Source organism: Streptomyces sp. NPDC040410 (assembly GCF_055595715.1).
In genome coordinates this window covers 213,292-237,528 of the sequence record NZ_JBVIVK010000002.1, presented here as the reverse complement: position 1 = coordinate 237,528, position 24,237 = coordinate 213,292, and the positions used below count along the sequence as shown (strand labels likewise).

Annotated in this window: 22 protein-coding genes and 1 pseudogene; 18 read left to right on the top strand and 5 right to left on the bottom strand. The window is 70.8% G+C overall.

All coding sequences use genetic code 11. The features are described 5' to 3' along the window. Window positions 1-129 precede the first annotated feature (129 nt). Window positions 130-561: a hypothetical protein gene (locus ACZ562_RS05065; RefSeq protein WP_471174258.1), complete on the bottom strand. Its 432-nt coding sequence runs from the start codon at window positions 559-561 to the stop codon at window positions 130-132. Between the two features lie 1,814 nt (window positions 562-2,375). Between ACZ562_RS05065 and ACZ562_RS05060 the strand changes: the two genes are divergently transcribed. The 7 genes from ACZ562_RS05060 to ACZ562_RS05030 all read left to right on the top strand — a co-directional run bounded on the left by ACZ562_RS05060 (window position 2,376) and on the right by ACZ562_RS05030 (window position 9,823). Next, window positions 2,376-2,912 (top strand): DUF2617 family protein, encoded by a 537-nt coding sequence (locus tag ACZ562_RS05060; protein WP_471174257.1) that lies wholly within the window; start codon window positions 2,376-2,378, stop codon window positions 2,910-2,912. A 98-nt stretch (window positions 2,913-3,010) separates the two neighbouring features. Then, on the top strand, window positions 3,011-4,648 hold the full coding sequence (locus ACZ562_RS05055) for a polyamine aminopropyltransferase (protein ID WP_471174256.1): 1,638 nt from the start codon (window positions 3,011-3,013) through the stop codon (window positions 4,646-4,648). A 160-nt stretch (window positions 4,649-4,808) separates the two neighbouring features. After that, complete coding sequence (locus ACZ562_RS05050; protein WP_471174255.1) at window positions 4,809-5,618, top strand: SRPBCC family protein; 810 nt, start codon at window positions 4,809-4,811, stop codon at window positions 5,616-5,618. A gap of 70 nt (window positions 5,619-5,688) precedes the next feature. Continuing rightward, on the top strand, window positions 5,689-6,477 hold the full coding sequence (locus ACZ562_RS05045) for an aldose epimerase family protein (RefSeq protein WP_471174254.1): 789 nt from the start codon (window positions 5,689-5,691) through the stop codon (window positions 6,475-6,477). A 10-nt stretch (window positions 6,478-6,487) separates the two neighbouring features. Beyond that, the gene (gene pyrE, locus ACZ562_RS05040) at window positions 6,488-7,036 is read left to right on the top strand and encodes an orotate phosphoribosyltransferase (protein ID WP_471174253.1); all 549 of its coding nucleotides are present in this window, start codon (window positions 6,488-6,490) and stop codon (window positions 7,034-7,036) included. 217 nt (window positions 7,037-7,253) lie between these two features. Further along, entirely contained in the window at window positions 7,254-8,285 is a 1,032-nt protein-coding gene (fbaA, locus tag ACZ562_RS05035) for a class II fructose-bisphosphate aldolase (protein ID WP_471174252.1), read from the top strand. Between the two features lie 68 nt (window positions 8,286-8,353). Next, window positions 8,354-9,823, top strand: coding sequence for an MFS transporter (locus ACZ562_RS05030; RefSeq protein ID WP_471174251.1), 1,470 nt, complete (start codon window positions 8,354-8,356; stop codon window positions 9,821-9,823). 331 nt (window positions 9,824-10,154) lie between these two features. Here the strand turns inward: ACZ562_RS05030 and ACZ562_RS05025 are convergent, their stop codons facing one another. Beyond that, on the bottom strand, window positions 10,155-10,577 hold the full coding sequence (locus tag ACZ562_RS05025; RefSeq protein WP_471174250.1) for a DUF3151 domain-containing protein: 423 nt from the start codon (window positions 10,575-10,577) through the stop codon (window positions 10,155-10,157). Between ACZ562_RS05025 and ACZ562_RS05020 the strand changes: the two genes are divergently transcribed. Continuing rightward, window positions 10,566-10,694 (top strand): hypothetical protein, encoded by a 129-nt coding sequence (locus tag ACZ562_RS05020; protein WP_471174249.1) that lies wholly within the window; start codon window positions 10,566-10,568, stop codon window positions 10,692-10,694. The two genes, ACZ562_RS05025 and ACZ562_RS05020, sit on opposite strands and share 12 nt — an antisense overlap. 75 nt (window positions 10,695-10,769) lie before the next feature. After that, a pseudogene (locus tag ACZ562_RS05015) lies at window positions 10,770-11,059 on the top strand (IS630 family transposase); the annotation flags it as partial. Between the two features lie 42 nt (window positions 11,060-11,101). On the opposite strand, the gene ACZ562_RS05010 reads toward ACZ562_RS05015, so the two are convergent. Continuing rightward, window positions 11,102-11,938, bottom strand: coding sequence for a hypothetical protein (locus tag ACZ562_RS05010; protein WP_471174248.1), 837 nt, complete (start codon window positions 11,936-11,938; stop codon window positions 11,102-11,104). Between the two features lie 884 nt (window positions 11,939-12,822). Further along, on the bottom strand, window positions 12,823-13,791 hold the full coding sequence (locus ACZ562_RS05005) for a DUF4240 domain-containing protein (protein ID WP_471174247.1): 969 nt from the start codon (window positions 13,789-13,791) through the stop codon (window positions 12,823-12,825). A 190-nt stretch (window positions 13,792-13,981) separates the two neighbouring features. Between ACZ562_RS05005 and ACZ562_RS05000 the strand changes: the two genes are divergently transcribed. Further along, on the top strand, window positions 13,982-15,160 hold the full coding sequence (locus ACZ562_RS05000) for an ISAs1 family transposase (RefSeq protein WP_471174246.1): 1,179 nt from the start codon (window positions 13,982-13,984) through the stop codon (window positions 15,158-15,160). Window positions 15,161-15,390: 230 nt separating this feature from the next. On the opposite strand, the gene ACZ562_RS04995 is transcribed toward ACZ562_RS05000, so the two are convergent. After that, window positions 15,391-15,858 carry an ATP-binding protein gene (locus ACZ562_RS04995; RefSeq protein WP_471174245.1) on the bottom strand — a complete coding sequence of 156 codons (468 nt, stop codon included), beginning with the start codon at window positions 15,856-15,858 and terminating at the stop codon, window positions 15,391-15,393. Window positions 15,859-16,036: 178 nt separating this feature from the next. On the opposite strand from ACZ562_RS04995, the gene ACZ562_RS04990 reads away from it, so the two are divergent. The 8 genes from ACZ562_RS04990 (at window position 16,037) to ACZ562_RS04955 (ending at window position 24,135) form a co-directional block, all read left to right on the top strand. After that, on the top strand, window positions 16,037-16,948 hold the full coding sequence (locus ACZ562_RS04990) for a helix-turn-helix domain-containing protein (RefSeq protein ID WP_471174774.1): 912 nt from the start codon (window positions 16,037-16,039) through the stop codon (window positions 16,946-16,948). Further along, window positions 16,908-17,042: a DUF397 domain-containing protein gene (locus tag ACZ562_RS04985; protein WP_471174244.1), complete on the top strand. Its 135-nt coding sequence runs from the start codon at window positions 16,908-16,910 to the stop codon at window positions 17,040-17,042. Before ACZ562_RS04990 ends, ACZ562_RS04985 begins: the two co-directional genes overlap by 41 nt. A 273-nt stretch (window positions 17,043-17,315) precedes the next feature. Further along, the gene (locus ACZ562_RS04980) at window positions 17,316-18,251 is read left to right on the top strand and encodes a hypothetical protein (protein ID WP_471174243.1); all 936 of its coding nucleotides are present in this window, start codon (window positions 17,316-17,318) and stop codon (window positions 18,249-18,251) included. Window positions 18,252-18,370: 119 nt separating this feature from the next. Beyond that, entirely contained in the window at window positions 18,371-19,201 is an 831-nt protein-coding gene (locus tag ACZ562_RS04975) for a tryptophan 2,3-dioxygenase family protein (RefSeq protein ID WP_471174242.1), read from the top strand. Then, a complete protein-coding gene (kynU, locus tag ACZ562_RS04970) occupies window positions 19,194-20,381 on the top strand; it encodes a kynureninase (RefSeq protein ID WP_471174241.1) in 1,188 nt (395 codons plus the stop codon). Before ACZ562_RS04975 ends, kynU begins: the two co-directional genes overlap by 8 nt. Before the next feature lie 387 nt (window positions 20,382-20,768). Then, on the top strand, window positions 20,769-21,665 hold the full coding sequence (locus ACZ562_RS04965; RefSeq protein ID WP_471174240.1) for an alpha/beta hydrolase: 897 nt from the start codon (window positions 20,769-20,771) through the stop codon (window positions 21,663-21,665). Between the two features lie 198 nt (window positions 21,666-21,863). Further along, window positions 21,864-22,883: an alpha/beta hydrolase gene (locus ACZ562_RS04960; protein WP_471174772.1), complete on the top strand. Its 1,020-nt coding sequence runs from the start codon at window positions 21,864-21,866 to the stop codon at window positions 22,881-22,883. 76 nt (window positions 22,884-22,959) lie between these two features. Continuing rightward, window positions 22,960-24,135 (top strand): acyltransferase family protein, encoded by a 1,176-nt coding sequence (locus ACZ562_RS04955; protein ID WP_471174770.1) that lies wholly within the window; start codon window positions 22,960-22,962, stop codon window positions 24,133-24,135. Window positions 24,136-24,237 lie beyond the last annotated feature (102 nt).

Below are 24,237 nucleotides of genomic sequence, written 5' to 3'. Positions count from 1 at the left end.
TCGTCGTCCGTCGTCGTCCGTCGCCGTCGGACGGCACACAGTCGGCACGGCCCAGGGCTCCGAAGGGCCTCCAGGACTCCCGAACGGGGATGTGTTCTCGCTCCAGCGGACAGGCTCCGGATGCCTCGGTCACCTTGTCACCGCTGCCCAGATGCGCAGGCCGACGAACCACGCAGCCACCCCGGCGCCGGCCCACCCGATTCTCCCCTGCTGAGCGTCCACGAGCTGTTGCAAGTCGGAAATCCTGTGGCCAGGACGGTCGAAGGCTGGTTCGTTCGCAAAGTAGCAGACGACGACTGGCACGGCGGCCCGCAGCGGCGTCCACCGCGACCTCGCTGCCCAGAAGTCCGCGATCAGGGCCACACAGTACGGAGCACCGAAGGCAAAGGCGATTTGCCCAGGACTGCACTCGAACAGGGTTTTGCCGTCCATGGCCGGAAGCAGTATGGGCATGTTCATGATCATGCCTGTGACGGGGGACATGAGCGCCAGAGCAAACAGGCCGACGATCCACCCCGAACATCCGTCTTCTTTTTCGACCACCCAGTACTCGCGGGTCATGTAGATCCCGTACTCCTTACGCTCCGCAATCGTTGGCACGGTGCCTATGGGGCTCAGGCATCGGCTGCAAATGCCCGTCCGGCTCTCACCGTTGAGCTCCGCCCCCGGACCCAGCCTGCGCGTCGCAACACACGTCGTGGCGGGTCATGCACGAGTCGTTCCACTTCGTCGTGGGTGACACGACCGGCTGAGCGGTCGCACCTCTGTCGGTGTGCTCCTCATGGACCGGGCTTGTGAGGAGGGATGCATTGGACAGGTGGAGTCGTAGCAGCCGCGTGGCGCTCCAAGGGCGAGAATTCCCTGACCCCGCGCTCCCGGCATGCGGAGCATCCGATACCGGCCGGGCGCACCACGAAGCGTGAAGAGTTGTCGACCTCGTTGTCGATGGAGATCCCCTGGGGCGCCGGCTCCGATCAGCGGGGTGGCGGGAAGACTGACGTGTTCTCCGAGGGCTCTGACCCGCCGGTGCGCGGTGAGACGCGGCCAGTCATTCCTTGTCAAATACCCTGTTCTACCGCCCTGATCGTTGCTACTCGCCGCCTGCATGAGGAGCAGCAGCGGGACTCACGGTAGGTGGTCGATGCGGGCTTGCCATCCGTGGAACTACTCACTCCCATCCCGCCGGGAGTCCGCGTCAGAACACCGACGGAGGCAGGTCCGCCGAGAGATCGCGTACCGTGCGCCCGCGTGGCATCGGCCGGGCCGGTTGGACCGGGTCGCGTCGAAAATAGACAACGTGGACAAGGTCGCGTCGTTCGTGGTCATGGTGCCGCCGAGCGACCAGCCCGGTGGAGTGCCCGTTCAGGTGTCCAAAGAGCTTGAGGCCGAGCGAGCGTGCTACCAGCAGCAGTTGGAGTACGGCTTTTATGCCCTGGGAATCACGACGCTCCATGTGGTCCGGCAGATCAAGCGCGTGGAAACTCGGACGGCCCTGAAACCTTTGTGCAGTTCAGCGGACTCCTCGCCGGGACCCTCTGAAGTTCCTCAACTCTGCTTTGGGCCGGGAGGCGGGAGGGCATCTCCTCCGCACGCACCAAGCGAGGCGCCCACGGGGGGTGGCTTCGGGGGAATCGGAAGGAGGGTGACGTCATGTTCTTCGGCATCATCCTGGCGGTGATCGCGGTCCTGTTCGTAGGGGCCCTGGTGTCCCTCGCGCGCAGGGGCAGCCACGGGCCGGTCGGTGGCCGGCGTGCCCGTTCGCACCGCTCGGGGAGCGGCGACAGCTGGTGGGCCGGCGAGGGCGGCAGCGGATCGTCGTGCGGCTCGTCCTCGGGCGGGGACTCCGGGGGACACTCCGGTGGGCACTCCGGTGGGCACTCCGGTGGGCACTCCGGTGGGCACTCGTGCGGCGGCGGCTCGTCCTGTGGCGGCGGGTCGTCCTGCGGCGGTGGGGGCGGATGCGGTGGAGGCAGCTGACACGGGGCAGCTGAGCTTCCGAAGGGAGTCGTATCCGGCCGACGGGGCCCGCTCGACGAGCGGGCCCCGCAGCACGGCGTCGCGCGCCCGCCGGGGACTTTGCCCGGGGGCGCTCGCTTGTTTCTGCGCGCGCCTCGACCGCCCCGGCGTACGCCGTAGTTGAACAGTTGAGCTGTGGAGCCCTCTGAGGGATGGAAACCCCACGAACTTGGGTAAAAACGCTGTGGCGGCGCCACAGTTCATGATTCCCTCTAAAACACCAACGCAGCCCTCGGACGTGCAGCGGAAACACCTCTCCTGACCTCCCGACCGGGCTGACCGGGCCGATCCCCCGGAGCCGACCGGGGTGCGCCGGACCCACACCCTCCTTTTTCTTTGCGTGCTTTCGGAGCCGACCCATGCTCACGACCCTGAACACCTCCTACACCGACTCGCGCGCGGCCGACCTCGCCTGGGCTCTGGGACGCGAGCCGCTGCCCGCGCTGGCCACGCTCGACCTCGAACTGAGCGGAGCGAAGCTTCAGTTGAGACTCCTCGGTGCGTCCCACCAGGTGCTCCTGGAGGAGGAGCGGGGCGTCTGCTCGGAGACGGTGGCATGCATTCCCGGCAGCAGCACACCGCTTCCGCTCGGTGTCGCCAAGCGGGTCGGCGACTGGGAGTACGAGTTCGCGGCGAGGGTGGAGGTCCTCTCCCCGGGCTCGTTCGCGGGCCGCGCCCAGGAGTTGCTGGCCCTGGTCTCCGACCATCCCAACGGCCTCGCCGGCGTCTTCCCGGGCAGTCCGCACGCCTTCACGGCGCTGCTCGCCCAGCACCACGAGGGGCAGGTGCACTGGCGGACCTGGCACGCGTACCCGCAGGACGGGCAGCTGGTGGCGACGCGGACACGGGTGGGCGTCCGGGTGCCGGTGAGCAGTCTCAGCCCGTCCGGCGTCTGACACAGACTCCGAGCACTCGAACAAGGGGCCCCGGCCGTACGGCACTTCCACACGTGTGGGTGACGAAGCGTGCCGCATATGTGACGTAACGTCGCAGCGTGATCGAACCGCACGCGCCAGCCCCGACCGGCACCAGGCTGCCCTGGGCCGGTCCGGCGCGGCTGCCGGTCCGGCCGGACACCGCCCGGTTCCTCGTCCTCGCCTGCGTCTTCGTCTGCGCGGCCTGCGGACTCGTGTACGAACTCGAACTCGTCGCCCTCGCCTCGTACTTGATCGGCGACTCGGTCACCCAGGCCTCCGTCGTCCTGTCCGTAATGGTCTTCGCGATGGGCCTCGGCTCGCTCGTCGCGAAGCGGCTGCGCCCGCTCGCGGCGGCCGGCTTCGGCGCGATCGAGGCCGCTCTCGCGCTCGTCGGCGGCTGCAGCGCGATGGCGCTGTACGCCGTCTTCGCCTGGACCGGCGACTGGGGCGGCCTGTGGGCGAACGGACCCCGCTGCCTGCTGGTCGCCTTCTCTCTCGCCATCGGCCTGCTGATCGGCGCCGAAGTCCCGCTGCTGATGGAACTGATCCAGCGCATCCGCAGACAGGACGCGGGCGGCGCGGTGGCCGACCTCTTCGCGGCGGACTACGTGGGCGCCCTGGTCGGCGGCCTCGCCTTCCCCTTTCTCCTGCTGCCCCTGCTCGGCCAGTTGACCGGCGCGCTGCTCACCGGCGCGGTCAACGTCGTGGCCGGCGGGGCACTCGTCCTCGGCCTCTTCCGCGGCGACCTGACCCGCCGTGCCCGCTGGGTGCTCCTGGTCGTCATCGTCGCCGTGCTCGCGGTGCTGGCCACGGCAGCCGCACTCGTCGGCGACTTCGAACGGGCAGCACGCCACGCCGTCTACGGCAGGGACGTTCGCGTGGCACTCCAGACCGGCGTCCAGGAAGTGGTGATCACCGGCGGCACCCACGGCCGCCCCCTCAACCTGTTCCTCGACGGCCGGCTGCGGGTCAGCGGCCGCGACGAGCGCCGCTATCACGAGGCGCTGGTCCACCCCGCGATGAACGGTCCCCACGCGCGCGTGCTCGTCCTGGGCGGCGGCGACGGACTGGCCGCCCGGGAGGTGCTGCGGTACCCCGGCGTGCGGCAGGTCGACGTCGTCGAACTCGACGCGGCGGTGGTACGACTGGCGCGCCACGACCCCGCGCTGTCCGAGCTGAACGGCCATGTGTACGGCGACCCGCGCGTCCGTGTGCGGACGGCCGACGCCTTCCGCTGGCTGCGGGGCGCCGCGCGGACCGCTTACGACGTGGTGATCGCGGACCTTCCCGACCCGGGCATCACGGCGAGCACGAAGCTGTACTCGCAGGAGTTCTACGGCCTGGTGCGGCGGGTGCTCGCCGGCGACGGCCGCCTGGTGGTGCAGGCGGGCCCGGTCTCCTTGCGCCCGCGTGTCTTCTGGACCGTGGAGACGACCGTCCGTGCGGCCGGCCTCGGCACGGCCCCCTACTGCGTGGGCGGCCGCGACTCCGGCTTCGCCGCGGGCCCCGACCGCTCCGCCGGCGCGACCCGCGCCCCCCACGACTGGGGCTTCGTCCTCGCGGCCCCCGGAGCACCCCCACCCCTGCGACTCGCTCCGCACGGCCCCCACCCGGCCACGCTGACGCAGCCGTCACTGGACGCCGACGCGAGAGCGGCGGAGGCGACGAGGATCAGCGGGTCGCCGGTGTCGACGCTGGTGCATCCGAGGTACTGAGGTTTGGCGGCGCATCTCGGCCCGTCCCGCGTTCGAGGACGAGGCCGTTCAGGCCGAAGCGGGTGTCCGGGGTGCAACCCCCGGCACGCCCACACCAACGCGCGGTCACTTTCGACCAGGGGGAGTGCACAACGGCGCCCACTGGGTAGGCTCCGCTGACATGGAGCATGAGGTGTTCGTTCCGGTTCCTGCCGAGCGGCTCAGGGAGGCGCTCGCCGATCCCGCGCGGGTCGCCCGGGCGGTCCCCGGGCTCCAGCAGGACGCCGGTGCCGAGCCCGTCAGCGGCAGGCTGAAGGTGCGCGTCGGCAGCCACTCCGTCACCTACCGCGGCACCGTACGCGTCTGCGGGCAGGAGGACGGTTCCTACGCCGTCGAGGGCGACGCCTCCGAGACCCGCGGTACCGGCTCGGTCAAGCTCGCGCTGACGCTCCGCCTGAGGGACACGGACGGCGGTACCACCCTCACCTTCGACGGAACGGCCTCCGCGGACGGACGCGTCAAGGAACTCCCGGCCGACGCGGTCGCCTCGGCCGCGGCCAGGCTGCTGACCCGGTTCGCGGAGAACCTGGGCGGGACGGCGGAGGAACGGGAGCCGGAGCCGGAACCTGAGCAGCCGGAGCCGGAACCCGGGCTGCGGCAGCCCGAACCGGAAAAGGCACCGGAGCAAGAGCCGCGCCGGCCGCCGGAGCCCCCGCCCGTCGAGGACGTGGCACCCCTGCCGGCCGACGACTTCGAGGCATCCGCCGAACCGCCCGCCGAACCGCCCGCCGAGGCGGCGCACGCGCGGCGGACGATGATCGGGCGCAGCGCGGAGGAGGTGGACCACGCTCCGCCGCGCGGCCGGTACGCTCCCGTGCCCGCCCCGCAGACGGTCACCCCCGTCTCGACGCTGCGCTGGGCGGCACCGGCCGCCGCGGCCGTGGTCGTCTCGGCGATCGTGGTGGGGCGGATGCTGCGCAGACGGCACTGACGCCGGCCGGTGCGGATGCGCACGCACGCGTACTCGCCCGCCCTCCTGATCAGCCCAGTAGGGTCGTCCCGTGAGTAACGAAGACATCACGCTGACCGCGGGCGACGCGGAAGTGACCGTGCAGCCGCGCAACGGCGGCCGCATCGGAGGACTCCGGGTCGGCGGCACCGAACTCCTGCGGCAGGGGGACCGGTTCGGCTGCTTCCCGATGGTCCCCTGGTGCGGCCGGATCCGCGACGGACGGTTCCGAAACGGCGCGACCGTCCACCAGATGCCGCTCAACTCCCCGCCGCACGCCATCCACGGCACCGTCCGGGACGGCGCCTGGCGCACCGCCCGCACCTCCGCCGACGAGGCGGTCATCACGTACGACCTGGTCGACCCCTGGCCCTGGTCCGGCCGGGTCACCCAGGTCGTCGGCCTGACCGGGGACGGCCTGACGCTCACGATGTCCATCGAGACGTACGAGACCTCCTTCCCGGCGCAGATCGGCTGGCACCCGTGGTTCAACCGGAACCTGGGAGGGGAGGACGTCCGTCTCGCCTTCGAGCCCGCCTGGCAGGAGGAGCGCGGCGACGACCACCTCCCCACCGGCAACCGCGTCGACCCCGAGCCCGGCCCCTGGGACGACTGCTTCGGCATGCCCGGCGGGGTCGACGTCACCCTGACCTGGCCCGGGCAGCTGGAGCTGAAGATGGCCGGCCGCCTGCAGTGGGTGGTGGTGTACGACGAGCAGGAGGCCGCGGTGTGCGTGGAGCCGCAGACCGGCCCGCCCGACGGCCTGAACACCCGGCCCCGCCTGGTCACCCCCATCGACCCCCTTGAGGCCACGACGACCTGGACCTGGCGCCGCCTCTAAGCTGGCGGGCATGAGTGACGTACGCGGCGAGCTGCTGCAGCAGATCAAGGACAAGGCCGTGGTGCACGGCAAGGTGACCCTGTCGTCGGGCAAGGAGGCCGACTACTACATCGACCTCCGCCGTATCACCCTGGACGGCGTGGCCGCCCCCTTGGTCGGCGAGGTCATGCTCGACCTGACCGCCGACCTGGACTTCGACGCGGTCGGCGGGCTCACGCTCGGCGCCGACCCGGTGGCGACCGCGATGCTGCACGCCTCCGCCGCGCGCGGGAAGGTGCTCGACGCGTTCGTCGTGCGGAAGGCGGGCAAGGCGCACGGCCTGCAGCGCCGTATCGAGGGTGCCGAGGTCGCGGGCCGCCGTGTCCTGGCCGTGGAGGACACCTCGACCACGGGCGGCTCGGTGCTGGCCGCCGTGGAGGCGCTGCGTGAGGCAGGGGCCCAGGTCGTCGCGGTGGCCACCATCGTGGACCGCGCCACGGGCGCAGCCGAGGCGATCAAGGGGCAGGCGGACGTACCGTACGTCTTCGCGTACTCCAAGGACGACCTGGGCCTCGACTGAGTCCCGACTGAGTCCCGACTGAGTCCCGACCGGGTCAAGCCCGGGTCCCGCCCGGGTCCCGCCCGGTTCTCGCCCGTGTTATCCACAGGTTGGACACGATGGAGGGATCATCCGGCCAAGTCTGGAAAGATGGGGCCGACGATGACGTCACTCCCAAGGTCTAGGTCAGGGCCGTAGGACGCAGAACCCCAACCCGCACATACCAAGGAGCGGACACATGCCCATCGCAACCCCCGAGGTCTACAACGAGATGCTCGACCGGGCGAAGGCAGGCAAGTTCGCCTACCCGGCCATCAACGTCACCTCGACCCAGACCCTGCACGCTGCGCTGCGCGGCTTCGCGGAGGCGGAGAGCGACGGCATCGTCCAGATTTCGACGGGTGGTGCCGAGTTCCTGGGCGGCCAGTACAGCAAGGACATGGTCACCGGCGCCGTCGCCCTGGCCGAGTTCGCGCACATCGTCGCCGAGAAGTACCCGGTCCAGGTCGCCCTGCACACGGACCACTGCCCGAAGGACAAGCTCGACGGGTACGTACGTCCGCTGCTCGCGGTCTCCGAGGAGCGCGTCAAGGCCGGCCGCAACCCGCTCTTCCAGTCCCACATGTGGGACGGCTCCGCCGAGACGCTCGCCGACAACCTCGCCGTCGCCCAGGAGCTCCTGGAGCGCGCCCGCGCCGCCAAGATCATCCTCGAGGTGGAGATCACCCCGACAGGTGGCGAGGAGGACGGCGTCTCCCACGAGATCAACGACTCCCTGTACACGACGGCCGACGACGCGATCCGCACGGCCGAGGCGCTCGGCCTGGGCGACAAGGGCCGCTACCTGCTGGCCGCCTCCTTCGGCAACGTGCACGGCGTGTACAAGCCGGGCAACGTCGTGCTCCGCCCCGACCTGCTGAAGGAGCTGAACGACGGCGTGGCGGCGAAGTTCGGTCTGCCGGCCGGCTCCCAGCCGTTCGACTTCGTCTTCCACGGCGGCTCCGGCTCCACCCCGGAGGAGATCGCGACCGCGCTGGAGAACGGCGTCGTCAAGATGAACATCGACACGGACACGCAGTACGCCTTCACGCGTCCCGTCGCCGACCACATGTTCAAGAACTACGACGGTGTCCTGAAGGTCGACGGCGAGGTCGGCTCCAAGAAGACCTACGACCCGCGTACCTGGGGCAAGCTGGCCGAGGCGAGCATGGCCGCGCGTGTCATCGAGGCGACGCAGAACCTGCGCTCGGCGGGCACGAAGATCAAGTAACCGGCCGTCCACGGCGGTATACAGCGAGCCCGGCGCGACCGCGCCGGGCTCGCTGTATACCTGGGGGCATGCCCGATGTCCGGCTGGCCTCGCCGCAAGGCAAGTGGATCCTGCTGACCACCGTGCTCGGCTCCAGCATGGCCATGCTGGACTCGACCGTCGTCAACGTCGCCCTGCCCCGCATCGGTCGTGACCTGGACGCGAGCCTCGCCGCCCTGCAGTGGACGGTCAATGCGTACATGGTCACCCTGGCCGGGCTGATCCTCCTCGGCGGGTCACTCGGCGACCACTACGGCCGCCGCAAGGTCTTCGTCGTGGGTGTCGTCTGGTTCGCCGCCGCCTCCCTGCTGTGCGGCATCGCCCCGAACGCCGGCGTCCTGGTCGCCGCCCGCGCCCTGCAGGGCATCGGCGGTGCCCTGCTCACCCCCGGCTCCCTCGCCCTCATCCAGGCCTCGTTCCACCCCGACGACCGGGGCCGGGCCGTGGGACTGTGGTCCGGGTTCGGCGGCATCGGTGCGGCGGTCGGCCCGTTCGTGGGCGGCTGGCTGGTGGACGGCCCGGGCTGGCGGTGGGTCTTCCTGCTCAACGTCCCGCTGGCGCTGGCCTGCGCTCCCATCGCCGTACGGCACGTGCCCGAGTCGGCTGGGGGAGGCACCGGCCACGGCCGCTTCGACGTGCTCGGCGCGGTCCTGGGCGCCCTGGCCCTGGCCCTGGTGACGTACGCGCTGATCGAGGCCCGGCAGGGGTCGCTGGTCGTCGTGTTCAGCGCGGTGGCGGGACTGGCAGCGGGCGTCGCCTTCGTCTACGTCGAGCGGCACCGCCCCGACCCCATGATGCCGCTCGACATCTTCGCGTCCCGCCAGTTCACCGCGGTCAACCTGGTCACGCTGTGCGTGTACGCGGCCTTCGGCGGCTTCTTCTTCCTCGCCGCGCTCCAGCTCCAGGTCGCCGTGGGCTGGTCGGCCCTCGCCGCCGGTACGGCTCTGCTGCCGACGACGGTCCTGATGCTGCTGTTCTCCGCCCGCTCCGGGGAGCTGGGCGAGCGCATCGGCCCGCGGATCCCGCTCACCGTCGGCCCCCTGCTGTGCGCCGCCGGGATGCTGCTGATGCTGCGCGTCGGACCGGGCGCCTCCTACGTCGCCGACGTGCTGCCCGCGCTGCTCGTCCTCGGCCTGGGCATGGTCACCCTGGTCGCCCCGCTGACCGCCACCGTCCTCGGCTCCGTGGACGTCGCCCGCGCGGGTCTGGCCAGCGGCATCAACAACGCCGCTGCCCGGGCGGCCGGCCTGATCGCGGTGGCCGCGCTGCCGCTGCTCGCCGGGATGGGGCCGGAGGCGTACCGGTCGCCGAGCGCCTTCGACGAGGCGTTCGGGCGGGCGATGGTCCTGTGCGCGGGAGCGCTGGTGGTGGCGGCGGGCCTCGCCTTCGCGACCGTACGGCGGCCTCCGCCGGACTGCCGGCGCCCGGAGTGCCGGACGCACGGATCGATCACGGCACCGCCGTTGGAGGGGGAGCGGGCGCGGGGGCGGATTTCGTAGGCGCTCGGGCTGTGGCCGGGAGTGGACGTGACTCCGTCAGCGCCGCGGTGCTCCGCGTGCCGCCGCCGCTGCCTCAAGGCAGAGCGGTGGCACGCAGGCGAATCCGCAGCTTTCGTCGACCTCCTCTGCGGTGACTAGTGCCGCTCAGCCAAGGTTTGCCCGTCAAGGAGCGGCGTCCGGTGCGTGCTCTCGGCGTGCCGGCCGGAAGTCCTCGTACTGGACGTACTCGGGCTTTCGGCCGGTGCGGCGAGTGGGGGCACCTCCCACGCCCTTGAGGCAGTGGGGGAGCGTGCCGGGCGTCGCGACGGGGCGAACCTTGGCTGACGCGGCACTAGGATCGCTTCAACTCGTCGTACGCCTCGGCGCTGCTGTCCCGCAGGAACTGCCAGCATCGTTCCGTCTCGTCCTTCTCGTCGATCGCCCCGGCGGCGCGGGCGAGGGCGGCGAGACAGCGCAGGAAGCCGCGATTGGGCCGGTGACTCCAGGGGATGGGGCCGTGCCCCTTCCATCCGGCCCGGCGCAGCGCGTCGAGCCCCCGGTGGTAGCCGGTGCGGGCATACGCGTACGACTCGACCACTCGCCCCGCCTCGAAGGCGTCGTCGGCGAGCATCGCCCAGGCCAGCGAGAACGTGGGGTACTTCGCCGCGACCTCGGCCGGCGGCAGCGACTCCTCGCCCAGCAGGCGGTACGCCTCTTCGTTCTCCGGCAGGTTCGTCGGGTCCGGACCCCCGAGCAGGTTCTTGTGACTCGTCATGATGGCAGTCTGCCACTTGCGGTCTTCCGCGCGATCATCATGAAGCCGGGCCTCGAACGGCCGATCTTCGGCCCGGCGGACATCGCCATCGGGCTGGAGGACCGGCCAGTGCTGTGACCGCATAGGTTCACCGGGTTGGTGGTCGTGGCGGTTGGATGTGCGGTGACGTCCGATCCGACCGTTGGAGGTGCGGTGGCTGAGCCTGTCCGTGTGCGGAGACTGACCGACCAGGAGGGGCAGCGGCTGCAGCAGATCGTGCGCCGCGGCAGCACGTGTTCGGTGCGCTACCGGCGCGCGATGATGGTGCCGGCCTCGGCCGGCGGGAACCGTGTACCGGTGATCGCCTCGCTGGTGCAGGCCGACGAGGACAATGTCCGGGATGTGTTCCACCGGCCTGGCCTGCCTGGACTCTCAGTGGGCGGGAGGCCGTCCCCGCCAACTCGGCCCCGACGACGAGGACTTCGTCGTGGCGACGGCGTCCGCAGCGTCGGCCTCTCTCTGTAACACCAGGATCTGCTGCCAGGTCAACACAGTTCGTGGGACTCGCTCCGGTTCGGGGCGGGCAGAGAGACCATTTCTGGCAGGGGTAGGCGCAGTTCCACTGCGGTGCCGTCCGGCAAGGTCAGCCGGAGTTCGTCACTGCTGCAGAATTCCAGTGCCGTCGCCCCACACTCCCAGCGCACGTCCCAAGGGTTGTCTGGCACCCAGCCCGGCTCCAACTCGAACTTCAGTCCGTGGACGCTGGCCTTGTCCCGGTCAAGGTCATGCAGGACCAGTGAGCCGAAGGCGGCCGGTCCGCCGTTGCTCGGGATCTCCTGCTCGTCGTCGTACTCGTCCCACCATCGTTCGGGCCAGTCCTCCTCCGGAGGCACCCACCAGGGCCCGCCACCAGGTGAACAGGCGACCAGCCGCTCATCGGGGGAGAACACCGGCACGCAGTACATCGGCGCAAGGTTCATCGGGTTCACTTCGTGATCCAGATGCGTCACGCGGCGCAGCGGACCGTCCAGGGAATAGACATCGTAGCCATTCTCACCCTGACCGGATTCGAACCTCGCAACGACAAGCCGCTGCGAGGGCGATGTCACCAGTCCGTCGATCCCACCGCCGCAGTCGGGCATCGGGATCGTCAGCTCGTCGAGTACCGTCATCGCAGGCCAGGTGTACCGTGCCAGTCGCAGCCCCATCTGCTCTGCCTCCAGCAGAATCTGACCGGATTCCAACGGGCGCACGGTGTCGGCGCCGTCGTGCCACCACTTCAGTTCACCACTGCCACGGTCCCACAGCCCCACCCCGCCGTGCACGGCTGCCAGGACGCTGTCACCATCGCCTGCCAAGCGCAGCCACTGCGGATCCGCCACGGGCCCAGCCTCTGCCTCTCGCCACCCCGACGGGGGTAGTTCGAACTCGCCCGTAACGCCCGGACGACGGAATCCGAATCTGGATCTGTCCATTGGCGCATCATATGTTGACCGTTTAAAGCCGCCAATTGACCGCCCGGGTTGGTCATTCTGGTCGGTCACGCCGGGCTTCTTCTCACTTCTTTTGGTAGGTGTTTCCAACTCTGGTCGCTGGGGTGTGTACGGCCGGATGATCCAGGGTTGATGCGTTCTCAGCTGGCGGGATAGGCCGGTTCGTTGGCTCTGGGGCCTGATAGGCGGTTTGCCGGAGTGGGAGCAAGAGACGCGACGCCAGATGATCAAGGCTTCTGAGACCGAAGATCGTCCTGGAGTCGCGTCCGCGTGTCATCCTCCCTGATCAACGTCCTCGCGCGCCACTGCGAGGACGGCAACGAGCCCTGCCCGTCCATCGAACCGCACGAGCCTCTGAGCCGGCCGCGCCCACGGACTCGAAGTCCGACAGGCGGATTCCCCGCTCGCACGTTCGAAAGTCCCGATCAGGACTCGCAGCCGCACGCCCCCTCCCGTGGAATGGGCTCCCCTGGCGCCGTAGTGGGCGAGGTGCAGGGTCTCACCGTCGACCTGGAGCTCTCGCGGTGCCGCTGCCACCGGAGGCGGCGCGGCGTGGCAGGCCCACCAGGCTCTTGGGAAGTTGATACGCGCGGTAGCGCATGCCCCAGGCGCTACCGTGCCTGTCACCTCCCAAGACCAACGTCAAAGGTCCTGCAAGCGAGCACACAGAGACCTGCACGGCGATGCGCAACGGACACCGGGCGAAGCGGGGATCCGGACCTCGCGAACCCCAAGGTCCGACCGGCAGTTTCTTCCCCGGCTTGCCAGGAAGCTCAGCAGGGATCGAACGGAATCGTGTGCGCTGTACCGTCCGCCGGGTCTTGGACGATGATCTCCGCGATGTGGTCGCAGTAGTAGTGATTCGTGAAGTGATGGAAGAAGACGTTCTGGATCAACTTGCCGGCACCCTCGATCGTCAGGTCGGGTACCCGCAACGTCAACTCGATGGTCACGGGGATGCGGGTGTCACCATTCATGGACAATTCACCGTACATACCTCGCAATACCTCACGACCGCCGTCGCGCTCTTCGATACCGAAGAAGTCGTACCGAGCTCCGTCGACAACCTTTCCATCGAAGCCGTACGCCTCATATGCCGCGAGATTCGCCTGGCGAGACGTATGGGAGCCCAGTGGGGCGTCGTTGAGGAAGAGCGCGGCAAGTCGGGGAAGTCGGCGGTGCATCTCTTCCGGATCGTCGAAGTCAAAGTCCTCACCCGTGCCGTTGCCCGCCGCAGTCGGCCTGAGGGAGCTCGCATAGGCCCACGCTGCCCTGCCCACCTGAGGGTGTTCGGCCTCATAACGCTCCAACTCACCCCAAAAGTCCTGGCTGCTGGTGAGGCTCTCGAATGCGGATGATGCGGCGCAATACACCCACTCATTGCGGAACACGTGCAGGTTTCCCGCGGCAGCTGCTTCGATCACCATCGGCTGAGCTGCCAGCTCGTCAGGAGCGGCGGCGACCCGCTCGAACCAGGAACGGCCCAGCACCAGAAGGCCAGCCCTGAAGTAAGCGAAGCTGTCGTCCGAGCAACCGCCACCTATGAGATAGGCCGCAGCCCACACATCCCACCGCTCAACGGCACTATGCAACTCGCGGAAGCACACCTGATAGCCGAGGACGTCCGTGGGTGCAAGGCCGTCCAGTCGGTCTCCCAACGCCCTGGCGAAGGCGTCGCCGTCAGCGCCACCACTGTCCGCTCGGGCCGTCTCGACCACATTCCAGAATCTGTCGATGTCCATGGCGGACATCGTTGCACCAGGGTCTGACACTGGCGTCTGGCTATCAGGGTTGATGCGTTCTCAGCTGGCGGGATAGGCCGGTTCGTTGGCTCTGGGGCCTGATGGGCGGTTTGCCGGAGTGGGAGCAAGAGACGCGACGCCAGATGATCAAGGCTTCTGAGACCGAAGATCGTCCTGGAGTCGCGTCCGCGTGTCATCCTCCCTGATCAACGTCCTCGCGCGCCACTGCGAGGACGGCAACGAGCCCTGCCCGTCCATCGAACCGCACGAGCTGGCCTCGCTGTCCGAGGTGCTGGCCGCCGTGCCCGATCCCCGCCAGGTGCGCGGGCGCCGCTACCGCATCGGCGTGCTGCTGGCCCTGTGCCTGACGGCGGTGCTCGGCGGAGCCCGCTCGCTGGCGCAGATCGCCCGGTATGCCGCCGACGCCGACCCGCAGGTCCGCGCCGGACTCGGCCTCGCCCGCGCCACGCCCAACGCTTCCACGCTCGGCCGACTGCTGGCCCGCATCGACGGCGACGCCCTGGACGACGCGGTCGGAACCTGGCTCGCCCGCCACGCCGCCGATCCCGTCGAGGAGGACGAAGCCCTGGTCGGGCTGGCGGTGGACAGCAAGACGGTGCGCGGCTCGCGCACCGACAGCAAGACCGCGATACACCTGCTAGCCGCCGCCCTGCACGGCAGTCAGACCGTCATCGCCCAGCGCCAGGTGGCGGCCAAGAGCAACGAGATCCCGGCCATGGCCCCGCTGCTGGCCCGCTTCGACCTGCGCGGCGTGGTCGTCACCGCCGACGCCATGCACACCCAGCGCAAGACCGCGAAGAACATCGTCGCCGCCAGCGGGCACTACCTCCTGGTCGTCAAGGGCAACCAGAAGAAGCTGCGCCGGCAACTGCGCCGCCTGCCCTGGCGGCAGATGCCGCTGCTGGACCGCACCCGCACCGCCGGGCACGGACGTCGCGAGGTCCGGCGGCTGAAGGTATGCACCGTCGAAGCCGGGCTGCTGTTCCCGCACGCCGTCCAGGCCATCGAGATCAAGCGACGCCGCGTCAACACCAAGACCGGCAAGGTCCAGACGAAGACGGTCTACGCCGTCACCAGCCTCACCCCCGACCAGGCCGACCCCGCCCGCCTGGCCGAACTCATCCAGGGCCACTGGTCCGTGGAGGCCCTGCACCACGTGAGAGACGTGACATTCGCCGAGGACGCCTCCAAGATCCGCACCGGCAGCGCGCCCCGCGCCATGGCCACCCTGCGCAACCTCGCCATCGGCCTGATGCGCCAGGCCGGCTGGACCAACATCGCCGCCGCAGCCGACCACTATCGGTCACGCCCCGACTACGCCACCGCGCTCCTCAAGATCACCTGCTGAGAACGCATCAGCCCTGCCGGATGATCCGGCGTGTGGGGGCTCGCGGGATGGCGTCGGCAGGGCTGAGTTGGCGGGGACGGCCTCCCGCCCACTGAAGGTCCAGGCAGGCCAGGCCGATCTCGTTGAACCGGTGGAACACATCCCGGACGCACAGCACTAGGCGCACTCGGCCGGCTGCCGGAATCGGGCCCCTTGACCCACTGAGCGAACGCACCCGGCCGGACGATCCCTTACACCCCTTCCCAGGACGCAACCGCAGGATCGGTGGACACCTCTGCCCACACGGTCTTGCCCACGGGTTGACGAGGTGTCGAACCCCAGCGCACAGCCAGGACGTCCACCAGGAGCAGGCCGCGGCCCGACTCTCCGTCAGGACAGGACGGGGGCGGGGCGGTGAGCGGGTGTTTCGCTGAGGCCGCGTCCGCTACCTCGATACGGACGAGGCCCGCCCCCGCGTCGAGGGTGAGCCGGAGACCGAAGTCGCGTCCCGGAACGCGGCCGTGCCGCACGGCGTTCGCGGTGAGTTCCCCGACGACGAGGGCGACCGTGCACGACGTGTCCGACGCCGGCGGGTATCCCCACTCCTCCATGCGCCGCACGGCGAGGCGTCGGGCGAGCCGCGCGCCGCGCGGCGAGGAAACGAACTGTGCAGTGAGCAAGCGGAGTTCGCGTCCCGAGCTGGTCGTTCCTGTCAGCACGGCCTGTCCATCCTTGTCCGTCGAGTCTGAGGACGTCCCGCGATGTGCGCGAGTCGTCACGTTCCGTACCCAAGATTCGTCCGGTCGCCCTACGCTCGAAAGGTGACGCAGCCTTACTTTTCAGTCCGTAAGGAACGGAAGTGATGCCTTGGCCAACGGAATTGATCCCAGCGCGTCGATGGCGGCGCTGTTCGGTGCGCGGGTGCGCAGGCTCCGCACGGCGGCGGGAATGACCCAGGCCGAACTCGGCGAGAAGACGCATGTGGTGAGCACGCGGATCACGCAGGTCGAGCGGGCCTCCGGGGCGAAACCGACGCGGGAACTGGCACGGACGCTCGACGCCGTCCTCGGCGCGGACGACTTGCTGGTCGAGCTGTGGCCGTACGTGTACCGGGAGGCGTTTCCGGACTGGTCGCGGGCGTTCATCGAACTCTCGGAGCGGGCGGTGTCCATCAACCAGTACGCGGCCCATGTGGTGCCGGGTCTGTTGCAGACCGAGGCGTACGCGCGGGCGGTTCTGAGCCTCGACGTACTCCTCAGCGGCGAGGAGCAGTTGGAGGAACGCGTGGCGGCACGGTTGGGTCGGCAGCAGCGCCTGCGATCGCCGGACCGACCGGACTTGTGGGTCGTCCTGGACGAGGCCGTACTTCGGCGTCCGGTCGGTGGGCGGACGGTTATGCGGGAACAGTTGGCTCGGCTGCTGGATGCCGCTGCGGAGCCCCACATCCATTTACAGGTGCTGCCGTTCGACCAGGGCGGGCACGAAGCGATGGGTGGGTCCCTGACCATCCTGACCCTCCCGGACGGCACAGCGGCGGCCTACACAGAAGGCTCGGACTACGGCCAACTCATCGAGGAAACGGCCGACGTCAGCCGGTACACGGTGATTTACGATCGGCTGCGGGCGGCAGCCCTGCCCCCGCTCATGTCCGTCGACATGATCCGGTCCGCGATGGAGGGCAACTACCGTGGCGCGAACGTCCCGACCCGATCAGACCGGCGCCGACTGGCGCAGAAGCAGCTACAGCAATCAGGCGGGAGGCGACTGCGTGGAGGTGGCCGACGGCTTCACCGTCGTCCCCGTCCGTGACAGCAAGGTCCCGCACGGCCCCGCTCTGGTCTTCGAGGCAGGCTCCTGGGCCGCGTTCATAGGCGAGTTGAAGGCCGGTCGGCACCGCCTCTGAGTCAACCGGGTGCCGGTCACGGCCCGTCTTCCGGGCCCGCCGGATCCTTGCCCGCGAGGGTCCGGCGGCCCACTGACCTCCCAAAGAACCGGGGGAAAGAACTACCCGCCCACCCACCCTCCCGGCCCGTGTCACCCGTCCGGGTGACCGGCTTGCTAGGGCGGGATACGGACGGCTACGTTCGCCGCGACAACCGCAAACAGATACGGCCCCCGGCCGGGACGGCAATCCCGATCGAGGGCCTGACCGATCAGGAAGCAGAACCCCTTCCCGATGGCTGAACCGCAGTCTAACGCGCGCCGGCGCGCCGACGCCGGAACTCCGACCTCCGGCGTGATCCACGTACGCACCCGGCTCACGGCCGACTTCACCGTGCTCTCCAACGCCCTCGCGCAACGACGCGGCAGTGCGGTCACGGTCGGCGTGGCGGCCTACATCCTCTCCTTGCCCGACGGCGCCCCCGTGAGCATCGCCGCCCTGTGCGAGCACTTCACCGAGGGCGAGATCCTCATCTCGCGAGCGCTCAGGGAACTCGAAGCGGCCGGCTACCTGGAACGCCGCCGTGAGCGCCTGTCCACCGGCCAGATCCGCACCCGGACGTACTTCTACGACATCCCCGGCGGCGCCCCGGACACGGACGGCCCTCCCGATCCGCCGAAGCCGCGTCGGCCCCGGAAGCAGCCCGCCGCAGCGGCGGCCGCGCTCACGGCCGCGACCTTGCAGGAAACGCTGCACGCGCCCGCACAGATCGAGGCGGAGACGCCGATCCCGCTCGCCGACGCCGACCCGCGGGCAGTCGCCGTACTCGCCGCCCTACGCCGGGTCGATCCGCGGCTGATCCTCTCGGGGCAGGAGGCGGCCCGCCTCGCACCGGCCGTCGCCCAGTGGCTCGCGGCGGGAGTGGGAGCGCCCCAGATCACCGAGCTGCTCACCGCAAGACTCCCCGACCACTTCCTTGCCCGTCCGGCAGCCATCCTCGCCTTCCGCCTGCGAGAGATGCCCCTGCCCCCTCCACCCGCGTCGGAGCACGCCTTGGAACGCCCGGCTGTCCTGCCTTTCCAGACCTGCGACGGCTGCGCTCTGGGTACTCGGCAGAAACTGGCAGCAGCAGTGCGTGAGTGCATCGGCCTTCGCCGAAGATGCGCACGGCGGCCCGGACGCCGAGCTGAGAGATTCCTCGTGGGCTCGCCCCGGGCACGCCGGGTGTGACCAGGCGGGCCTTGCGCCGCTGGGGCACGATTGCGGAGGATGCCCGTGGGGACCGGGGCCCCCGTGTCGGTAACGGCAGGGGCGGACCGCTACCCGGAGTACATGTACAGGAGACAGCGATGTCCCACGAGGCTCATGAGCCCGAGACCCCGCATCTCGATTTCGCAGGCACGACGCCGTACGAGGACTACGTCAAGGCGGACGTGCTCACCCACCTCCAGCACACCCTCTCCGACGACCCCGGAGAGATGGTCTTCCTGGTCACGACCCAGGTCATGGAGCTGTGGTTCACCGTCATCGTCCATGAGTGGGAGACGGCCGCGGGGGCGCTGCGCGAGGACCGGGTGCCGGTCGCGATCGACGCGCTGAAGCGTTCCGTACGGGAACTGGAGGCGCTGAACGCCTCCTGGAAGCCGCTCGGCCAGCTCACCCCGGCCCAGTTCAACGCCTACCGCTCCGCCCTCGGCGAGGGCTCCGGCTTCCAGTCGGCGATGTACCGCCGCATGGAGTTCCTGCTCGGCGAGAAGTCCGCGTCCATGCTGGTCCCGCACCGCGGTGCGCCCCGCGTCCACGCGGAGCTGGAGAAGGCACTGCACGAGCCGAGCCTGTACGACGAGGTGCTGCGGCTGCTCGCCCGGCGCGGGCACGCGATCCCCGGGGAGGTGCTGCGGCGCGACGTCGCGCGGCGGTACGAGCCGTCGGACGAGGTCGAGGCGGTGTGGACGGCGGTCTACTCGGGAGACGCCGGCGACGAGGTCGCCCGGCTCGGCGAGGCGCTGACCGACGTCGCCGAGCTGGTGTGGCGCTGGCGCAACGACCACCTGGTCGCCACCCGCCGTGCGATGGGCGCGAAGCCCGGCACGGGCGGCTCCGCCGGGGTGGCCTGGCTGGAGAAGCGCGCGCAGAAGAACGTGTTCCCCGAGCTGTGGACGGCGAGGTCCCATGTCTGAGCTTGCCATCACGGCGAAGAAGCTGGACGCCGCCGACGAACTGGCAGGGAAGCGCGCGGAGTTCGTCCTCGACGACGTTGTGTACCTCGACGGCAACTCGCTGGGCGCGCTGCCCGCGGCCGTACCCGGACGCGTCGACGACGTCGTGCGCCGGCAGTGGGGATCCCTCCGCATCCGCTCCTGGGACGAGAGCGGCTGGTGGACGGCGCCCGAGCGGATCGGCGACCGGATCGCCCCGCTGGTGGGGGCGGCGCCCGGGCAGATCGTGGTGGGCGACTCGACAAGTGTCAACGTCTTCAAGGCACTTGTGGCAGCGGTACGCATGGCCGGCAGCGGCCGGGACGAGATCGTCGTCGACGCGACGACGTTCCCCACGGACGGGTACATCGCGGAGTCGGCGGCACGGATGACCGGCTGCGCCCTGCGGCCGGTGACGCCGGCGGAGGTGCCGGGGGTCCTGGGCGACCGTACGGCCGCGGTCCTGCTGAACCACGTCGACTACCTCACGGGCCGGCTTCACGACCTGCCGTCACTCACCGCCGCCGTGCACGCGGCGGGCGCGGTGGCCGTCTGGGACCTGTGCCACAGCGCGGGCGCCCTGCCGGTCGGGCTCGACGAGCACGGGGTCGGCCTGGCGGTCGGCTGCACCTACAAGTACCTGAACGGAGGCCCTGGTTCACCGGCCTACCTGTACGTACGAGGTGATCTGCAGGACCGCTTCGACTCCCCGCTCCCCGGCTGGAACTCCCACGCCGAGCCCTTCGACATGCGCTCCGACTACGAACCCGCGTCGGGCGCGCAGCGGGGCCGGGTGGGCACGCCGGACATCCTGTCCATGCTCGCCCTGGAGGCGGCCCTCGAGGTGTGGGACGGCGTCACCGTCGAGGCGGTACGTGCCAAGTCGCTGGCGCTGACGGACTTCTTCCTCGACTGCGTCGCGGCGTACGTGCCCGCGGGACGGGTGGAGTCCCTGACCCCGGCCGCCCACGGGGAGCGGGGCAGCCAGGTCGGGCTGCACTGCGAGAACGCGGGCGAGGTGATGCGGCGGCTCGTCGAAAAGGGAGTGGTCGGTGACTTCCGCCGCCCCGACGTACTGCGGTTCGGCTTCACGCCGCTGTACGTGGGGTTCGCCGATGTGGAACGGGCGGCTCGGGTGCTCGGGGAGGTGTTGGCCGCTTAGGACCTGTCCGGGCGATCTCACGGCGGAGGAAGGCGGCGGCGCCCTGTCGGTTCCGGTGAGCGGGGTGCGGTGCGTGCGGCTGCGAGGCGGAGGAGGGCGTCGACGTGGAGCGTCGGCAACCGACGACAACGCGGCAGATGTGCGTGCCACACCCCGCGTCTCCGCCGGGATCGGCCGGACGGGTCCTAGCCGTTTCAGCCGCATGGCCGCGCAGCCCGACGCCCTCAGGCTGCGCGGCGACGCACCGACCCAGGCCCACACTCGGACGACGTACGCTCCGACACAGAGCCGAATGCGCAGCCCAGGCAGCCCGCTGATACCGTCCCCGCCGACGGCCGAATTCTCTCCTGGTCCGCCGAACACGTTTCGTCGCTGAGAGGTTGGAGCATGCCGGACGACGACGCCCGTGCCGCAGCAGCAGCAGCCGCCGCAGAAGAGGAGTCGGCCTTCTCGCACCCCGCCGTCGACCCCGATGCCACGGCCGCGTACGGCGACCACACCGACCAGGTGATCGACTTCTATGCGCCGCGCGGCGGGGAAGTGCCGGGCGCCCAGTCCGCCCCGCTGGTCGTCGTGCTGCACGGCGGCGCCTGGCGGGCCGCGTACGACCGCCGCCACATCACCCCGTTCGCGGACTACCTGGCCCGCCGGGGCTTCGCCGTGGCCAACGTCGAGTACCGCAGGGGCGGGGCCGGCGAGGGTGCCGTTGCCACCGGCCCCGTCGCGGGCCGCTGGCCCGACACCTTCGACGACGTGGCCGCCGCGCTGGACGCGCTCCCCGCCCTCGTACGCGAGGTCCTCCCACAGGCCGACCCGCGCCGCACGGTGATCACCGGCCACTCGGCGGGCGGCCACCTGGCCCTGTGGGCGGCGGCCCGGCACTGCCTCCCGCCGGACGCCCCCTGGCGCACCGACCGCCCGGCCCCGCTGCGCGGCGTGGTCGCCCTCGCGCCGATCGCCGACTTCGAGGTCGCCGACAAACTGGACGTCTGCGGCGGCGCCACGCGCCAACTCCTGGGCGGAGCGGACAAGTTCGCCGTACGCAGGCCGTACGCGGACCCGGCCCTGCTGCTCCCCACGGGTATCGCCACCGCCCTCGTCCAGGGCCGCAGGGACGTGGACGTCCCGCAGGCGGTCGCCGAGGCGTACGCGGAGGCGGCGGCGAAGGCCGGCGAGATGGTCGGCCTGACGCTCCTGGAGGACGTCGGCCACTTCCCGCTGATCGACCCGGCGGCGGACGCGTGCGCGGTGGTGGCGGAGGAGATCGCCCAGCTGGCGTGGTGAGCAGCCACCGTCCTCTCCACCTGTGCCATACCCGCCTGTGCCCTGCCCGCCTGTGCCATACCCGCCTCTGTCATCCCCGTAGTACCTGAGAGCTACCGCGCAGGTGAGCTCCCCGGCGGGACGCGGACGACGACGAAGGGTCCGTAACTTCCCCTCCAGACAAGCCCGATGGCCGGGCGGACCGGGGGGAAGACGACCATGGGGCTGGACACTCCTACCGCCGCCGGGAAGACCGCGCGGCGGGGCAGGAACAAGGGGCGCCGTGCGGGCACATGGCGCCGCATCCTGCTCGCGGCCCTCATCACCGGCGCCGTCGTGGCCCCCCTCTCCGCCGCCGCCCGACCGGAGATCCCCGCCCCGGCCCCCGTGGCCCTCGCTCCGGTCACGGCTGCCACGCTGGACGAGGCGTACGCCGCCAACCGTGCCAACGCCGCTCAGGCGGCCCGTATGGCCGCTGCCCACGGCGACACCCACCGCGCCGCGGCCGACCGCTCCATGGCCGACCCGTCCCGCCGCTTCCTCGCCTTCGACGGCCGAGGCCCCGGCCTGGCGACGGAGGTCTTCGGCGACCTCGCCCACGCCGACCGCACAGCCGTCCTGGTCCCGGGCTCCGACACGAGCCTCGACACCTACGAACGCTTCCGCGCCGGGGCCCTCGCCCTGCAGCGGCAGCTCACCCGGCAGGCCCCCGACGGCACCGGCACCGCGGTCGTGGCCTGGCTCGGCTACCGCACGCCGGGCACGGTCAGCGCGGCCGTCCTCACCCGGGGCCGCGCCGAACAGGCCGCCCCGCGCCTGCGCGCCTTCCTGCGGGAGCTGCGCGGCATCACCGGCCGGGAGGCCCACGTCTCGCTGGTGTGCCACTCGTACGGCTCGGTCGTCTGCGGCCGCGCCGCATCCGGCCTCGACGTCGACGACATCGTCCTCGTCGGCAGCCCCGGCACCGGTGCCGACTCGGCCGCGGCGCTGCACGCGCCCGCCCGGATCTGGGCGGCCCGCGGCGCCGGGGACTGGGTGGCGCACGTGCCGCACGCCAGGACCGACCTCTTCGGCACCACTGTCGGCCTCGGCGCGGACCCGGTGTCACCGGCCTTCGGCGCGCACGTCTTCGCGGCCGGCGACGGAGGCCACAGCGCCTACTTCGCACCGGGCTCGGCCTCCCTGGCCAACCTGACCCGGATCGTCCTCGGGGAGACCTCGGAGGTGACCCGTGGGTGAGACGGGCACGCACACCGCGTGGCACGGCACAGGCCTCGGTACATGGTGCGGCACACGGCACGGCATACGGCACCGCATACGAAGGGGCGCCGGCCGGATCGACGCCGCCCCGCCCGCGGAGCGGGACCGCGCCGTCGACGCCCTGCGCGCCTTCGCGATCCTCGGTGTCGTGCTCGGCCACTGGCTGGTGACCGCCCTGGTCGCGGACGGCGGCACCCTGCGCGCCGCGAGCCCTCTGCAGCACATGCCGTGGCTGGCCCCCGTCTCCTGGGCGTTCCAGACACTCGCCGTGTTCTTCCTGGTGGGCGGGCACGTGGCGACCCGGAGCCATGCCTCGGCGCCGGCGCGCGGCACGACGTACCGGCAGTGGCTGGGCACCCGCCTGGCCCGCCTGTTCAAGCCGGTGGCCGCGGTGCTGACGCTGTGGACGGTGGCGACGGCCGCCCTCCTCCTCTCCGGCGCGCGGTTCCTCACGGTGCGCACCCTCGTCAGACTGGCCCTGTCTCCCTTGTGGTTCCTCCTGGTCTTCGCCGCGCTGACGGCGGCGACTCCCCTGCTGGCCCGGCTCCACCCGCTGTGGCCGCTGGCCGTCGTTCTTCATGTGGACCTCGTGCGCTTCGGCCTGGGTGGCCCCTCCTGGCTCGGCTGGGTGAACGTGGCGGCGGGCTGGCTGGTGCCGTTCACCCTGGGTGCCGCGTGGACGCGGGGCGAACTGGAGTGCCGTCGCGCGGGCTGGATCCTGCTCACCGCGGGAGTCGCGGCCACGGCGGCGCTCGTCGCCTGGGCGGACTACCCGGCTTCGATGGTGGGCGTCCCGGGCGCCTCGGTCTCCAACCTCAACCCGCCCACACTGGCCGCCGTCACCTTCGGCCTGGCCCAGTGCGGACTGGCCCTGCTCCTGCGCGACCGCCTGCGGCGCGCCATGAGCCGCCCCCTGGCCTGGGCGGGGGCGGCCCTGGTCAACCTCTCCGCGATGACCGTGTTCCTCTGGCACCAGACGGCGCTGATGGCGACCACGGCCATGGGCCTGCTCGCCGGCCGGCTGCCCGGCCTGCACACGGTCCCCGACGGCATGGTCTGGGTGGCGGCCCGGCTCGCCTGGCTCCCGGTGTTCGCCCTTGCGCTCATGGTCTGCTGGGCCGCCTTCCACGGGTTCGAGACGGGCGGCGGCCACGCGGTGAGCGGTTCCCGGGTGGTATGGGTCCAGCGGCGGCCGGAAACCACAGGAACCGACACGGTGCGCGGTGCTTAGGGTATGGGCCTCAGGGACCGGACCCCGGCGCGGCGGTGTTCGCGTACGAGTCCGGGCTGGTCCGGCCTCCGGGCTACCGACCAGGTCCGGTCGTTGCTGACG